This window comes from Solibaculum intestinale, from assembly GCF_040096205.1.
Taxonomy (GTDB): domain Bacteria; phylum Bacillota; class Clostridia; order Oscillospirales; family Acutalibacteraceae; genus Solibaculum_A; species Solibaculum_A intestinale.
In genome coordinates this window covers 1-16,043 of record NZ_JBBMFD010000023.1, presented here as the reverse complement: position 1 = coordinate 16,043, position 16,043 = coordinate 1, and the positions used below count along the sequence as shown (strand labels likewise).

Annotated in this window: 13 protein-coding genes and 1 pseudogene; 12 read left to right on the top strand and 2 right to left on the bottom strand. The window is 48.9% G+C overall.

Annotated features, from left to right (window positions below):
* Window positions 1–774 precede the first annotated feature (774 nt).
* The 5 genes and pseudogenes from WMO26_RS11095 to WMO26_RS11075 all read left to right on the top strand — a co-directional run bounded on the left by WMO26_RS11095 (window position 775) and on the right by WMO26_RS11075 (window position 8,675).
* On the top strand, window positions 775–1,506 hold the full coding sequence (locus WMO26_RS11095; RefSeq protein WP_349220425.1) for a LytR/AlgR family response regulator transcription factor: 732 nt from the start codon (window positions 775–777) through the stop codon (window positions 1,504–1,506).
* 407 nt (window positions 1,507–1,913) lie between these two features.
* Window positions 1,914–2,885: a sensor histidine kinase gene (locus tag WMO26_RS11090; protein WP_349220424.1), complete on the top strand. Its 972-nt coding sequence runs from the start codon at window positions 1,914–1,916 to the stop codon at window positions 2,883–2,885.
* 399 nt (window positions 2,886–3,284) lie between these two features.
* Window positions 3,285–5,624, top strand: a complete 2,340-nt coding sequence (locus tag WMO26_RS11085) for a GLUG motif-containing protein (protein WP_349220423.1) — start codon at window positions 3,285–3,287, stop codon at window positions 5,622–5,624.
* Window positions 5,625–5,978: 354 nt separating this feature from the next.
* Window positions 5,979–6,297: pseudogene (gene tnpA / locus WMO26_RS11080) on the top strand (IS200/IS605 family transposase); the annotation flags it as partial.
* A 1,157-nt stretch (window positions 6,298–7,454) separates the two neighbouring features.
* On the top strand, window positions 7,455–8,675 hold the full coding sequence (locus WMO26_RS11075; protein WP_002584949.1) for an MFS transporter: 1,221 nt from the start codon (window positions 7,455–7,457) through the stop codon (window positions 8,673–8,675).
* Window positions 8,676–8,755: 80 nt separating this feature from the next.
* Here the strand turns inward: WMO26_RS11075 and WMO26_RS11070 are convergent, their stop codons facing one another.
* Together WMO26_RS11070 and WMO26_RS11065 are read right to left on the bottom strand one after the other, a co-directional pair.
* Window positions 8,756–9,556 (bottom strand): helix-turn-helix domain-containing protein, encoded by an 801-nt coding sequence (locus tag WMO26_RS11070; protein ID WP_002575858.1) that lies wholly within the window; start codon window positions 9,554–9,556, stop codon window positions 8,756–8,758.
* 78 nt (window positions 9,557–9,634) lie between these two features.
* Complete coding sequence (locus tag WMO26_RS11065) at window positions 9,635–9,898, bottom strand: hypothetical protein (protein ID WP_002575859.1); 264 nt, start codon at window positions 9,896–9,898, stop codon at window positions 9,635–9,637.
* Window positions 9,899–10,126: 228 nt separating this feature from the next.
* On the opposite strand from WMO26_RS11065, the gene WMO26_RS11060 reads away from it, so the two are divergent.
* The 7 genes from WMO26_RS11060 to WMO26_RS11030 form a co-directional block, all read left to right on the top strand.
* Complete coding sequence (locus WMO26_RS11060) at window positions 10,127–10,540, top strand: cysteine-rich VLP domain-containing protein (protein ID WP_002575860.1); 414 nt, start codon at window positions 10,127–10,129, stop codon at window positions 10,538–10,540.
* Between the two features lie 111 nt (window positions 10,541–10,651).
* Window positions 10,652–11,047, top strand: a complete 396-nt coding sequence (locus tag WMO26_RS11055) for a replication initiator protein A (RefSeq protein WP_002575861.1) — start codon at window positions 10,652–10,654, stop codon at window positions 11,045–11,047.
* A 173-nt stretch (window positions 11,048–11,220) separates the two neighbouring features.
* Entirely contained in the window at window positions 11,221–12,165 is a 945-nt protein-coding gene (mobV, locus tag WMO26_RS11050) for a MobV family relaxase (RefSeq protein WP_002575862.1), read from the top strand.
* Between the two features lie 4 nt (window positions 12,166–12,169).
* A complete protein-coding gene (locus WMO26_RS11045) occupies window positions 12,170–12,361 on the top strand; it encodes a hypothetical protein (RefSeq protein ID WP_321118048.1) in 192 nt (63 codons plus the stop codon).
* Between the two features lie 94 nt (window positions 12,362–12,455).
* Window positions 12,456–13,967 carry a recombinase family protein gene (locus WMO26_RS11040; RefSeq protein ID WP_002575864.1) on the top strand — a complete coding sequence of 504 codons (1,512 nt, stop codon included), beginning with the start codon at window positions 12,456–12,458 and terminating at the stop codon, window positions 13,965–13,967.
* A gap of 324 nt (window positions 13,968–14,291) precedes the next feature.
* A complete protein-coding gene (locus WMO26_RS11035; RefSeq protein ID WP_349220421.1) occupies window positions 14,292–14,651 on the top strand; it encodes a hypothetical protein in 360 nt (119 codons plus the stop codon).
* Window positions 14,644–16,043, top strand: a 1,400-nt coding sequence (locus WMO26_RS11030) for a DNRLRE domain-containing protein (RefSeq protein ID WP_349220419.1), incomplete at its 3' end; no start/stop codon positions are given. The genes WMO26_RS11035 and WMO26_RS11030, both read left to right, overlap by 8 nt.

Below are 16,043 nucleotides of genomic sequence, written 5' to 3'. Positions count from 1 at the left end.
AAGATGTCACGCCATTTTGTTAGGCTTCATGCGGGTTTGCGGGCTTTTTGGAGCGAAATCCGGGAAACCGTTTTACCGTGGATGTCCAAACCTAAAAGAGTAAATAAAACCGTGTGAGCGGGGATTCCGCCTGATTATTCAGGCCGGAGGCCCCGTTTTTTTGCGTTTTGCGCCCTTTTCCCCGCTCATAGATGTGTAGAAGTTTCCGGCAGTTTCATAGATAGATTGACGAACCCCAAAACGGGCGAATTTTAAGCCCTCAAGATACAAGGGGTAGTGCGCCCTTTTTTAGGAGCGTCCCGGCAGCAGCCGGGGCGGGGGATACTCCAGCGTCCCAGCTAAAAACAGCGCGTTGCAGATCAGCATCACTCACAAAACCCTGGAAGAGATGGCGGAACAGTATGGTTTTAACCATCGGCGGAACGAATATCTGTCCCTAATGTGAAAACCGGAAATGAGCAGAATTAGCGGGAGATTTGCTAGTGGACACGACCAAATCATAGACCCTGATACCGATTGAGAAGGCATCGACATTGCCGCGCCGGAAGGGACACCCATTCTTGCAACAGAGATTCTTCCAGGAAAGAACAGTGATAAAAATAAACGTTTTTGAGGGAGATAATTTTCTTTTCTTATACAAATGATAAGTTAAAAATCATCTAATATTTCGTGGATGGTAAATTTGGATTGCGTAAGTGGTAGAGAACGAATTCGGAAAACGTGATATAATTAATAAAATAAAAACTTATTTCCATATCAGAAAGGAGGAAAACCATGCGGATTGCTGTTTGTGACGATGACCGACAAGAGCAGGAAAAATTTATAGAAGCCTTGCATGAGTGGGATCCCACCCGGTCGCCTGAATGCTTTTCAGATGGGGATTCCCTGCTGAAAGCTGCAAGGGAAAGCCCGCCGTTTTCCATTGCTTTTCTGGATATTTATATGCCTAAGGAAAACGGTGTAGACATTGCCGTGGAACTGCGGAAAATCTCACCGGAAACAGGGATTGTCTTTGTGACGACAAGTGAGGAATATGCGGTCGACGCCTTTGCGCTAAATGCCCTGCATTATCTTGTTAAACCGGTGACAGCAAATGGAATCCGCGATGCGTTTGCCCGGCTGACAAAACAGCAAGGTCGGGATCGCCCCACCATATTGATAACGGTCAAACGGGGCAGTCGATCCATTTATTTGGAAGAGATCCTCAGCTTGCAAAGTGCCGACCACCGCACGGAGATATCATTGTCGGATGGAGAACTGCTATCGGTATGGATGCCTCTTGGAGAATTGGAACAGCAGTTGGATGACCGTTTTCTCAAAATTCAGCGGGGAATGATTGTCAACATGGCCTATATTGACCGAATGGAACCGGACGGATGCACATTGCGCAATGGCATTCATGTTTTGTTCAGCCGGAAAGGCCGTGCGGCCATCCGCAGTGCTTATGATGACTATGCGTTTGCGCACCTATCCCGGAGGCATTCTTTACGTGGAGGAAAACGATGAGTGTAGGTTTTTTTCTTCGAAACAGTGTCGGTTTTTTTATCCAGATTTTCACTTGTACTCTGCTTTGCTTTCTACCGTTTCCTAAGGAAGCGTTTCGATATCGGCGCCGGTGGATATTGACCGGTTATGGGATTTTATCCATACTGCTGTCAGTCTGCTTCCCATTGGGACAGTATCTGCCATCTATTGCGGAGATGCCGGATAAATCATCGTTTGCCAATTTGTATATGCTTGGCGCCGTCGTCATATTTACGGTGTTTTACGTTTTTCTGATTCGGGATTTAGCAATCAAAAAACTGTTGGTTGTCAATCTGGCCGTATTCTATGCAGCGACGCAGTATATGCTGGTTAACCTGATTACTCCTTTTTTTCCGGATGGGAATGTTCCAGGTATTTATCCGCCGCAAATGTTCTGGGCCTATGTGATCACAAGTGCGGTGCTATTCCCGCTGGCATCCTGGGCGTTTCATCATACCGTGCGCAGCTATCTGGAAGAGATAGATCCGGAGAACATCCGTCGGGAGCTGAGGGTGATCGTTTGCGTTTCTGTGATATACGCCGTGCTGGTGGTATTCATAAACTCCTTTTTTGTAATCCGCGCCTATGATTACTGGTGGTTTGCAGCGCCTTTGTTCCTGTTTTCCATGCTGGTACTGCTCACTTTTTACTGGTCGCTGCTGAAAGAATCCGTCCGGCGCAAACGCGATGCAGAATACCGCCGGATGACGGAAGTACAGAGGATACAATATCAGAAAATCACGCAGGAAATCGATAACACCCGACGGATACGACACGACCTGCGCTATTATCTTCTTGGATTGTACGATCTGGCGGAGCAGGATAAGACGGAGGAGATGAAAAGCTATCTCAAGGAGCTTTTGACACAGACGGAAAAACGGGAAACCGAATGTTTTTGTCAGAACCAAACGGTCAACGCGCTGCTGCAATATTATGTTGGCTGGGCGAAAGAAAGCGGGATTTCCTGCGAAGTGTTAGCGGAATGCGGCGAGATTGGCGTTTCTCCAGCGGACCTGACGGTGATTCTGGGGAATACGCTGGAAAATGCCATACATTCCTGTCAGGAAGCCTCTGGAAAAGCGAGGATCCGAATTGATATCGGCATCATCGGCGGTTCTTTGGCGATTCAGGTGGAGAACACTTGTGACGCCGTCCATCCCTCCGGGAAACATCAAATGAACGATGGATTTTTGCCGTCCGAGTCCTTTACGAGCGCCCGTCCGGACGGCGGGCAGGGACTGAAAAGCGTCTCTGCAGTTTCGCGAAAATACGGAGGGACAGCGCGGTTTCGTTATCTGAAGGATTCCAAAACCTTTACTACACAGATTCGTCTGAATATTTTATCAGAAGGTCAAAGATGAGTGGGTCCGGAAAACTTCAAATAAAACCATCAATTTTTAAGGAGGAATGCCTATGCGGTGACTAGATCCCTGCCGTTATTCACGAGTTGGATTGCGGTAAAGTCCATATTGACCAGCAAACGCAAAGGATAAATATGGTTTATCCGCGCTTTTGGTTGCGTCTGGAGCAGGGAAGTCGAGATTGCTTATCCTTTCACTACAGAGGAACTGCTCTCCAAGCAGGCAGATGATTCTTGGCGGTCCGATTCGTCGGATTCGCTTTCAGACGCCTTATTCACATTGAGGAGCATTTTTCCTGAGGGCAAGCAATTCAGGCCGGTCTTCAGCGGATTGCCGGTACCCTTTATCATTGTGCCGGCTTTCGCATAGGGACATTTATAATGATAGGAGGAAAATAATTTGAAACAGAAAAAATTGCATAAGAAGATAGGAGCTCTTTTCCTAGCTGCGGCAATCGTAACCGTGGGATCTTCTCAGTTGGTGGTGAATGCCGATGCATTGGGTACAACGGATGCCGGTTTGCCGGGGATTGAAGCCAGAGTTGGAAATTATGCCAAGGAAGTCAACCCCTCCGACTATTTCTTTGAAGTGAGGTATGTAGACGGCGCGGGCAATCCCGTTCCGGGCGGAGGGAACATTGAATTCGAGACGACAGGTCCGTACAGCCGGGAGGATATTCCCCTGCCTTATGGATATATGGAAGTGATTCCCGCGCATCCGGGAGAGGATTGGCTCTACCCGACTGCTCTAGAATTTGTTGATGGCCAGTGGGTGGTTACAAACCCTGTGGTAGAGATCATGGTAGAGAAAATGGCGTCTGTGGATATCATTTTCAAAGATACCGACGGCAACATTTTAGAGGATCTCGGCTATACCAAGTTCTATGACGGCGAGGGCGGCGGCATTGAAAGAGTCAATGTGCCTGAGGGATATGAATTTGTAGGTGAGAACACCTATGCGGTGGATGTTACCCGCGATGCGGACGGCCGTCTGGTCGCTAACCCTACGCAAGTGACCTTTGTTGTGAAGGTTGTACAGGGGGATGGATCAGAAAGCAATCCGTATAGGATAAGAAATGCGGAGGATTTAAAGGAGTTTGCGAAGACGGTCAATGACGGTGAACTTGCCGCATGTGCCGAGCTTACGGCGGACATTGACCTGAATCCAGGCGTAACCTTCTATGAAGACGGCTCCTATCAAGGAGGAACTCCTGAACAGTGGACTACAATAGAGGATTACAACGGTATTTTTAATGGCAATGGCAAAACCATTCGCGGCCTTTATATTGACAATGATTCCGACTATCAGGGCCTTTTTGGAGAAAATACAGGTACGATCAAAAACCTGGGAATTATAGACAGCTACGTTTCGGCAAAAAAATATGTTGGAAGCATTGTTGGACGAAATGGTACGGGCGTTGTAGAAAATTGTTACAACAAAGGCTTTGTAAATGGTGAATCGACTGTTGGCGGTATTGCGGGCTATACTCATGGAACCATGCAAAACTGCTTTAACACGGGCAATATCACGGGTTCCGGCAACACCGTTGGAGGAGTGACCGGTCATAGCGTAACATCGCTTCAAGCCTGTTACAATACTGGCGCCGTCACCGGAGGGGCAGATACCGTCGGCGGTGTGGCAGGAAGTGCGAAGGGTATTGTTGCAAATTGTTTTAATACCGGTAACGTCGTCGGAACAGGACATTTTTCCTGGGAAACACATGTTGGAGGCGTCGTCGGATCGTGCGCAACCTATGGCATAGCCTGTAAAATCGAGAATTGCTATAATGCAGGCAATGTGACCGGTAACCACAGCGTTACTGGCGGCATAGCAGGCGATGTAAATAGAAGAGGCGAAGTCGTAAATTGTTATAATATTGGCACCATCAAAAGCCAGGCTTATGCCGGAGGGATTACGGGGAACCTGAGCCAGGGAACCTTGAAGCTTTGCCATAATACAGGCGCTGTTCAGGCAGAAGATCCTGCACAAGCGGGACCAGTGGCAGGAAAGCAATCGGGCGCCTATACGATAGAAAATACCTATTATTTGTCTGACACCGAAACACAAGACGGCGGCAAGACAAAAGAACAATTTGCGTCCGGCGCGGTAGCTTTTCTTCTCAACGAAGATCAGTCCGCAATGGTTTGGAAACAAAACATTGATAACGGAGAAGAAAAGGACAATTATCCCACCCTTTCGGGAGGCGATGTTTATAAGGTGAATCAATATTCGACTTGCAACAAATCCGATACGCCTGTGGAAGTCTACAGCAATACGGATGCGGATATTTTAGGAGCGCATCGCTTTGGTGATTGGACAACAACAAAAGAGCCGACCTGTACTAAAGCAGGCATGAAGGAGAGGACCTGTACTCTCTGCAATCACAAAGAAACCGAAGAACTGTCCCCGCTCGGCCACCATACTGAACTGAAAAATGTCAAGGAAGCTACCTGCACAGAAGAAGGTTACACCGGCGACCAGGTGTGCAGTGTATGCGGTGAAGTAGTGGAGAAGGGCAGCACGGTTGCGAAAATTGCGCATAATTTCCAGAACGGGAAATGCATTGTATGCGGCGCGCCTGATCCGAGTGACGTACCGGTAGATGGGAACGAGGGAGATACGGACAACCCGAATACTGGGGAAAGCAGTCATTTTGTACTGTGGATGGTTCTCCTGTTGAGCGGCGGTATGTTAACGGGTATCCTGACAGCATTACAGCGGAAAAAGAAAGTGATGTAAAATTGAGCAGAGGTCGAAATCTGGAATTCAAAAATGGGACAATCCAGGTTTCGGCCTCTATTTTTATTGAAAACGGGGTAACAAAAAGCAGAAAATCGTAAGATGAAAATGAAAATAAAACGATTCTAAACCCGTAATTCTCATTTTTACTTTTTTAGGAGGGTGTCTTTTATAGCGTAAACCCATGATGGCGTGACAAAAAAGATGTCACGCCATTTTTGTTTTGCCGTTTTAGAGATAACAACCACCAGCTATGCTGGTGAGGATAGAAAACTTTAGATACAAGAAATCCTCCTATTGCTAAAATAGATGAAGGTTTGCCGACCGCATCAAAAGCAAAAGGAGGATTTTGTCATGAAAGACGTAAATAGTTTAACACATTCGAAGTGGAGATGCCAGTACCATATAGTGTTCGCTCCAAAATTTAGGAGGAAAGAAATCTATGAAAAGAAAAAAGCAGATATAGGCCAGATACTAAGGAAATTATGTGAGCAGAAAGAAGTAGAAACAATAGGGGCAGAAGCATGTCCAGGCCACATCCATATGCTGGTAGGTATCCCACCCAATTTAAGTGTATCACAGTTTATGGGATACTTGAAAGGAAAGAGCAGTCTGAAAACATGCAACCTTGAAGTACAAGTATGGAAGCAGACATTTTTGGTGTAGAGGATATTAGGCTTGTATAAACGTCACCAACTGCGAGCAGTTGATTTTTCTGATCGGGCAGAAAACCATACACAGGAAAATAACTTATAACATGTTTCTGAATACATACCTTAGGTCAGTTTACAAGGAACTACACGCAGACCGTGAAACGGGCTGCTGACAACAAACGGCGCTATGCTCCCGGCTGGGTGCATAGCACCTGTTTGTTGCGGGGGTTTCCAAAGGGGGCAGCGCCCCATTTGGCACACGACTTTGCGGAGCAAAGTGTAGTGTGTTATACGCTCTGTCGGCGTTGCCCTGAAAATACCGTTGCCGCCGGGGAGGGCAAGGGCATTTGACGCGGCAGGAAAGCAGGGCTTTGTTTGGGGCTGGTAAGCCGGAAACAAAGGGCTGATTTCAGCAGCAGACAGGGCGTATTATGAAAGCCCCCGTCCCTCGTCCTCCGCCCCCGGCCTATGGGACAAAAAGTCCCAAAGCTCTGGACACCGTGACCAGATGTGTGGCCACACTCCGGGAAAAGTAGCAGGACGGCAGGAAACCGTCAAGGCTGAAATGAATGGGCTGACGCCCGGCCTTGACCGTTCCCCGCCGCCCCGCTGGATGGGTGGACAAGGTGGCCAATCCCTAAAAGTGTTTGGCCGCACTCGTTCATTTTGGGGCCTTTCTTCTCCCAAAATTGAAATGGGCGGGAAAGCCCTAAAATGGCTTTCCCGCCTTGATTACCCATTAGCAAAGACGGGCGAGACTGTCAACGGCGGCGCTGAAAGCGCCGTTCATCTTGACCGTTGACTGGCTCGCCTGGCTTTGCTACTGCCCGTAAGAGATGGAAAAACAAGATGGAAAACAAGGTTAAAAATGGTTGACAAGTCTATCGGATGTGTGTTATACTGTGCGACAGTTTGAGATTGGAAGGAGGCTTACGTGTGTTAATTTGTGTACGCTAATAAGCAATAAAAAGTAGAAGTACCTTTCCACATGATGGTGGGCTTTTTTTGCGTGCGTATGCAAAGGAACACGTAGGTTTGACACGAGCAGTCTTTGAACTGTATCGTGGTGTTTTTTCGTGCTTTGTTGTTATGCAGGCGTCTGCCCTCTCTGTGGGACAACGCCTGCTTTTTATTGCAGAAACAAAGGAACAATGCAATAAAAAAGGAGGTTCGCATTATGACCCAAAACAACAATTCATGGAGAAAAACTTATTTTACACTTCTTGCCGGACAAGCAATATCCTTTATTAGCAGCGGTATTTTGCAAATGGCCATTATCTTTTATTTGGTTGCGAAAACTAATTCTGCAATCATATTGACGGCGGCAACACTGATTGGATTTTTGCCGCAAGCCTGTTTAGGCCCGTTTGCAGGTGCTTTTGTTGACCGGCACAGCCGTAAAAGCGTAATGATTGGTGCGGATTTGATAATTGCCGCCGCTGGCGGTATTCTGGCGCTGGTGGCGTTTTACATGGAATTGCCCGTATGGTCTATTATGGTTGTCCTGTTAATCCGAAGTGCGGGAACTGCTTTTCATTCTCCAGCATTCAGCGCAGCAACACCTATGATTGTGCCAAAAGAGGAACTTACAAAATGCGCTGGTTACACGCAGACCATGCAAGCAGTAAGTGCGATTATCAGTCCAGCTGCCGCAGCGTTTTTATATGCTGTTTGGCCTCTTAATGCAATTATATTGTTAGATATTGTGGGTGCAATCCTTGCCTGTGTGACTGTTGCGATTTCGTCCATACCAACGCCTGAACTATGTCCAGAAACGAAAAGACAACAGTTTTTACAGGATATGAAAGAGGGGTATGTGGTATTAAAGCAAAACAGGGGCCTCTTTGCTCTGCTCTGGATTGGTGTAATTTATATGTTCTTTTATATGCCAATCAGTACGCTTTTTCCTCTCATCTGTATGTCATACTTCAAAGGAACACCGGCCCATGCCTCTGCCGCTGAAATTGCTTTTGCGGTTGGTATGCTGCTTGGCGGAGTCATTCTGAGCATTTGGGGCGGTTTTAAGAAACGGCGGTACACCATCGGTCTTTCCGTTCTCCTGATGGGCGTTAGCAATATGCTCTCCGGGCTTTTGCCGCCAGACGCATTTCTTGTCTTTGTTGTGTGCTGTACTGTTATGGGAATTTCCGCTCCATTTTACGGTGTGCAAAATGCGATTTTTCAAGAAACGGTCAAACCAGAATATCTGGGGAGAGTTTTTTCTCTACTGACAAGCGCCGCTTCCCTCGCCATGCCGTTTGGCCTTGTCATTTCCGGGCCTCTGGCGGAGCGGCTGGGAGTTGAGAAATGGTTTGTCATTTGCGGAATTGGCATTATCATCGTTGCGCTTGCCGTATTTTTACTACCCGGTTTGAGAGAGATTGACAATACGCAATAATCAACTGCACCTTTTTCTATTACTAAACAAAATGCCTGGATGGTGGTTCTGAAAAACCAGAACCGCCGTTCAGGCATTTTTTATCTTCGTCCTCTCTGCGGTTTTGGATTCTTCAGCAAGTCGGATTTTTCCGCAATCTTTTTCAGCCACTTCCGTTCTTCTACTGACAGCTTCCTAAAATTCAGCTTGAGCCGTTTGCAGATAAACGCCAAGTACGCTTGTTCCGTGTCGCTGTCCTGGCTGACGATTTCACCAGCAGTTTCCAGCATTTCTTTTAGCGGGTTATCCTCTGGGACGCTGAAAAAATCGTCCTTGTGTGTTTCCCGCAGAGCAAGGGCAATCCCGTTTATGTCCCGTTGTATCACATAGCGGCAAAACTCGTCCTCATCAATATGGGCGGTGATAAGCTGTCTTAACTGCGTATCACTCATGCCAGGATTATGCTTTTTTATAACAGTTGCGCTCATCGTGTCCACTATGGCGTTTGCACCCTGCGCCTGTTTCAGTGCCGTTCCGTTCACATAGATTTCAAGGTCAGCCATCAGCCGGGGGAAATCCGGGTGCGCCGCCAGCTCACACAGCAGGGTATTGTCTATCCTCCCGCTTTTCAGCAGGTCAATCATTTCATCACTCAAACGCAGGTCTGCAAGATCGGCGTTTGGGTGATTTTTCATTTCAGACAGCCCCAGCAGATAATCAGCGGTCACACCGTAAAACTTCGCCAGCCGGATAAGGGCATAGTGGCTGATGTCCTTGAAGTCTTCCGTTTCGTAACTGCCCAGCGCAGACTTGGAAAGCCCGGTCTGCTCCGCAAGCTGCCCCAGCGTCAAGCCACGCTCCACACGTAGGTCTTTTAATCGCTCTTGTATGGATAAAGACATATTCACCCTCCTTGCTAGCTCAACGAAAGAGAAGCCGTTATGCTATGTACTATGCTCATAGCATAACGGCATAGGCATTTACAGTTTTATTTTACCATTTGCTACATCTTCACGAAATTTATCAACAAGCTTCGCTGTCAGCTTGGATTTACCGTAGTGTTCAAGTACAAAAGTACGATAACTTTTTCCATCTACAAGCACATCACTTTTTCTGGTCAACAACCAATTTCCGTTACCTCCTCCCTGTTCTCTAATATTCCAGTCTTTCCCATATCTTTTATAGATTTCATCTTTTTTACCTTGAACAGACATTGATTCGCTTGGAATATAAACAATTTGCATAATAGCTCCTCCTTTATTTTGTGCAAGAAGACCAGAAACCTGAATTTGTCTTTTATCTTTTTTTGATTATATCACAAATCCGAGAGCGTGGAAATAGGGAGTTTTTCAGGCTGATTTCCTACCTCTTGGATATACGGCACAGGCGGTCAAAAAGGTGTAGACTTGGGATAGTTCATCGATGGACAAGCACCTTGGAAACAGAACACGCCAAAGAAAACGGAGGGACGCATGAGCAAAAGACCCTATCAACACCTGCCGCCGCTGGAACACAGGCCGGACGGCTCCCCCTACCGCATAACCCCGCCCCAGAAGAGACGAGCCAGCGGCCTGATACGCCGGGAGTGCTGCAACTGCGAGGACGGAAACTGCCTTGCGCTGGACGATGGCGACACCTGCGCCTGTCCGCAGATGATTTCGTTCTCCGTCTGCTGCAAGTGGTTCCGCTGGGCGGTCTTGCCGCTGGACAGGACGCTGGAAGCGGAGATTTACCGGGACAGGGACTTGAAACGCTGTGCGGAGTGCGGCGGTGTGTTCGTCCCGAAGTCCAACCGGGGCAAATACTGCCCGGACTGCGCCGCCAGAGTTCACAGGCGGCAGAAAACAGAAAGTGAACGGAAAAGGAGGTCTGCTGTGGACAGTTAAGAGCGGGAAAAGCCTTGATTTGCAAGGCTCCGCAAGCCCTCAACCGGGGCGGCTGGTATCATTTATCATTCGCCCCGGAAAACGGGCCTCTAACCGTCCACAAAACACGCTATGACAAACACGATTTATATTCACCAGCCGGAAAAGGCGTTCAGTTTCACCCGGCTCCCCAATTTCCTTTTTGAAGCACCCACATTCCAGCCCTTGAGCAACGAAGCGAAGGTGCTGTATGCCTTTGTCCTGCGCCGGGCGGAGTTGTCCCGGAAGAACGGCTGGGCGGACGAGTACGGGCGGGTCTACCTGTACTACCCCATCTGCGAGGTGGTCGCTTTGCTCCGCTGCGGGCGGCAGAAAGCGGTCAACACCCTGCGGGAGTTGCAGTATGCGGGGCTGGTGGAAATCCAGAAACAGGGCTGTGGAAAACCCAACCGCATTTACCCGAAATCCTATGAAGCGGTTCCAAACACCGACTTCAAGAAATCCGGTTATGGTACGCCGGAGGGCTGAAAACCGTACTTGGCGAGTACGAAAATCAATCCTCTTGAAGTACGGAAATCTGACGGTATATAGAAATACAGAGATTAAAACCATCTATTTACATTCATTCCATTCCAATCCTATCAGAGATATTTTCGGCGGGAAAACCCGCCGGAAAGGAATGGAATGGGGAAAGGAGTTCAATGGCACAACACGCAATTTTGCGATTTGAGAAGCACAAGGGCCACCCGGCGGGGCCGCTGGAAGCCCACCATGAACGGAAAAAGGAGCAGTACGCCAGCAACCCGGACATTGACACCAGCCGGAGCAAGTACAATTTCCACATCGTCAAGCCGGATGGCCGCTACTACCATTTCATTCAGAGCCGCATCGAGCAGGCCAGATGCCGCACCCGCAAGGACAGCACTCGGTTTGTGGACACGCTGATTACCGCCAGCCCGGAGTTTTTCAAGGGCAAGTCCCCAAAGGAGATAGCGGCCTACTTCCAGAGGGCGGCGGACTTCCTCATTGACCGGGTGGGCCGGGAGAACATCGTTTCGGCTATGGTACACATGGATGAAAAAACGCCCCATCTGCACTTGGTCTTTGTGCCGCTGACAAAGGACAACCGCCTGTGCGCCAAAGAAATTATCGGCAACCGGGCCAATCTGACGAAGTGGCAGGACGATTTTCACGCCTGTATGGTGGAGCAGTACCCCGACCTGGAGCGTGGGGAAAGCGCCAGCAAGACGGGCCGGAAGCATATCCCCACCCGGCTGTTCAAACAGGCGGTCAACCTCTCCAAACAGGCGAGGGCCATTGAAGCGGTTCTCTCCGGCATTACCCCGCTGAACGCCGGAAAGAAGAAAGAGGAAGCCCTCTCCATGCTGAAAAAGTGGTTTCCGCAGATGGAGAACTTCTCCGGGCAACTGAAAAAATACAAGGTCACAATCAATGACTTGTTAGCGGAAAATGAAAAGCTGGAAGTCAGGGCAAAGGCCAGCGAAAAAGGCAAGATGAATGACACGATGGAACGGGCGAAGTTAAAAAGCGAACTGGACGATATGCGGCGGCTGGTTGACCGTATCCCGCCGGAGATTTTAGCGGAACTGAAACGGCAACAGCGGCAGCATGGAAAGGAAAGGTGATCTTATAAGTAATATCAGATACAAAAAGGAAATCGAAATCGTGACTTTTCAGGGAAAGGAAATCACACTGGAAAATCTCTCCCCGGTGTTCACGCCGGAACAGGAAGCAGCCAAACGCCGGGAACTGGAACAGCAGCTTTATGAGGTGTTCCGCAAGTACGCCGACAAGCGGGAGAGTGAGGAAGCCGGGACATAAGGTTTTCCAAACCCATCATTGATTTGCGGGGCTGCTGGCGGTATAATAGAACTGTCAGCAGCTCCGTTTCTTTTTTAAGAAAAGGAGCGACAATATGAACAATCGGATAGACGCAATCTATGCAAGACAATCGGTAGACAAAAAGGACAGCATTTCCATTGAAAGCCAGATTGAATTTTGCAAATACGAGTTGAAAGGCGGTAACTGCAAGGAATACACAGACAAAGGGTACAGCGGCAAGAACACAGACCGTCCGAAGTTTCAAGAACTGGTGCGGGACATCAAGCGGGGCTTGATTGCAAAGGTCGTGGTTTACAAGCTCGACCGTATCAGCCGTTCCATTCTGGACTTTGCCAACATGATGGAGCTGTTCCAGCAGTACAATGTGGAGTTTGTGTCCTCTACGGAAAAGTTTGATACCTCCACGCCGATGGGACGGGCCATGCTGAATATCTGTATCGTGTTCGCCCAGCTTGAACGGGAAACGATACAGAAGCGGGTAACGGACGCTTACTACTCCCGCAGTCAGCGGGGCTTTAAGATGGGCGGGAAAGCCCCTTACGGCTTCCATACGGAGCCTATCAAGATGGACGGTATCAACACAAAGAAGCTGGTGGTAAACCCGGAGGAAGCGGCCAATATCCGGCTGATGTTTGAGATGTACGCCCAGCCCACAACTTCCTACGGGGACATTACCCGGTACTTTGCCGAACAGGGGATTTTGTTCCATGGCAAAGAGCTGATACGCCCCACGCTGGCGCAGATGTTACGCAATCCTGTCTATGTGCAGGCAGACCTTGATGTGTACGAATTTTTCAAAAGTCAAGGTACAGTCATTGTCAATGACGTTGCCGATTTTACGGGCATGAACGGCTGCTATCTGTATCAAGGGCGAGATGTAAAGGCCAGCAAGAAAAACGACTTAAAAGACCAAATGCTGGTACTGGCTCCCCATGAGGGTATCGTCCCCTCCGACACCTGGCTGACCTGCCGCAAGAAGCTGATGAACAACATGAAAATCCAGTCTGCCCGGAAAGCCACCCACACATGGCTGGCAGGAAAAATCAAGTGCGGGAATTGCGGGTATGCTCTTATGAGTATCTACAATCCCTCCGGCAAACAGTATCTCCGCTGCACGAAACGGCTGGACAATAAAAGCTGTCCTGGCTGTGGGAAAATCATCACTTCGGAACTGGAAGCGGTTGTTTATCAGCAGATGGTAAAGAAGCTGGCAAGCTACAAGACGCTGACAGGAAAAAAGAAAGCGGCAAAGGCAAACCCGAAAATCACCGCCCTGCAAGTGGAACTTGCCCATGTAGACAGCGAGATTGAAAAGCTGGTGGACAGTCTGACGGGGGCAAACAATGTCCTGTTCTCCTATGTGAATGTGAAGATAGCGGAACTGGACGGGCGCAAGCAGGAACTTCTGGCAAGGATAGCGGAGTTGACTGTGGAGGCCATCAGCCCGGAACAGGTCAGCCAGATTTCCGGCTACCTCGATACCTGGGAGAATGTATCTTTTGATGACAAGCGGCGTGTGGTGGATTTGATGATCACCACCATAGCCGCCACAAGCGACAGCTTGAACATCACATGGAAAATCTGACTGGCGGCACCCCTCCCGTCAGATACCTACCCTGTGTAGTCCCTTGTAAACTGTACTTTCCTATAATTGAAATCAATGGGTCAGACCTTAACAAATAGAATAAGAATATATTCTGCAAAAAACTTGACAATAAACACCAAAAAGCAATAAATAAGTTCATAATATATTTACATATTTCCTGTAAAGTGATATTATTTCACTAAAAATATAGGGAGATGGTTCCTATGGACAGAAAATGAGAAGGCGTTGGATAGGGGTATCCGGCGCCTTTTTTGCTGCATGATTGGAAGGAGAAAGAAATTCACAGAAAAAGGGGTACAAGAAATGAAAAGCAAACGGTTTTTGAAAGCGGTCTCAACCCTGCTGACACTCACGCTGCTCTTAAGCATGATGCAGTTGGACGTGTTCGCCATGGACTACGATCCGTCCCAGCCGTCGGTCACCGACCCGCTTAGTTATCCGCTCCCCGACCCGGAAAAGCAGCCGGAATACCAAATTATCGGGGAACAAGAAGAAAAGCGGGACGGCACTACGAAATACTTTATCACCGAGCACGGCAACGGCATCGCCGCCGTGTACAACGAGCCGGTGCATTATGAGGCTGAAAACGGAACCTGGGAGGAAATCGACAACTCCCTGGCGGAGGGGCTCCCTGGCGGAGGGGAACGACAGCCAGGTGGGTGAAGTATACGAGAACACCGCCAACGATATTAAGGTCAAGCTTGCGAAAAAACGGGACCACAAACGCCTTGTCACCTTAGACGACGGGGAATACCAGCTCTCCTGGGGCTTTGAGAACGCCCAGAAAAGCGGGGGCAACCAGAACATCGTCGTCCCTGAGCCCGTGGAAACGATGAATGAGGAGCCGGAGGAAACGCCGGTAACCCAGGAAGAAATCCACGCCTACAACCAGAAAAAGATGGGGGTTTCCAAGAACAAAAGCGAAGCCCTTTACGAGGACGTCTACCCGAACATCGACGCCCAATATATCGTCACCGGTAAAACGGTGAAGGAAAACATCATTCTAAAGGACAAAACGGCGGCCAGCCAGGCCATCTCCTTCCACCTCCGCCACAACCGGATGCACATCCGGGCAGAGGAAGACGGCAGCCTGTCTTTGGTGGAAAACGACGAGCCCCAGGACGTGATCTATACCCTGGCCGCCCCCTACATGATGGACGCCAATGGGGAAATCAGCCGGGATGTGCGCTTTGAGGTGGAGCCGGGGAAAAACATCCACGAAAGCGTCGTAAAGGTCATCGCGGACCAGACTTGGCTCAATGCCTCCGACCGGGCCTACCCGGTTGTGATTGATCCGCTGGCAGAAACCAGCCGCGCGGAACAGAGTATTTTCGATACCTATGTCAATTCAAGCACACCCAACACATCCAATTCCGCCATGGGTTCGTTTTTGGTGGGAAAAAGCGCTCCGGACGGGTTCTGCCATGCTTTCATCAAATTTGTAAACCTTCCGGAACTGGATCAAGGGGCGCTCATCTATGACGCCTATCTTTCGGTATGGCAGTATCAGTATTCCGCGAATAACAACCAAGGGGTTAATATTTCTGCTGTGGAAATTCTGGGGGATTGGGATCAACATGTAACTTGGAATTCTCATCCGCCCTATGACGTAAATACCATATTGGATTATGAGTTTATCGACCAGGTGGAAACCAGTACGACGGTTACCTATACGCAGCGTGCCTTTAATATTACCAAGCAGGTACGCAAATGGTACAACGAACCGGGCGGGAACAAAGGCATTATGCTGCGCTCCATGGACGAAGTGGACCGGTTTGCCGTAGGGCGCTTTTTCGCGTCCAACTATCCTTTTAACGATCCTCATAGCCGCCCACAAGTCACGGAACAACTATTTCCAAGCGGCACGTTTTACTACAAAAACACGTGGGGCCTGGAAAGCTACTGGAGCTACCACAGCCAGTCTGCCGGGCGCAGCGGAACCGGCTCCATCAACGACTTTAATGGTAATTTAGTATATACCATCGGCGATACCGCTACCAGCGGTTCCCGTTTGCCGGTTGGTGTCAATCACGTATATAACGCAAACGATCGTGG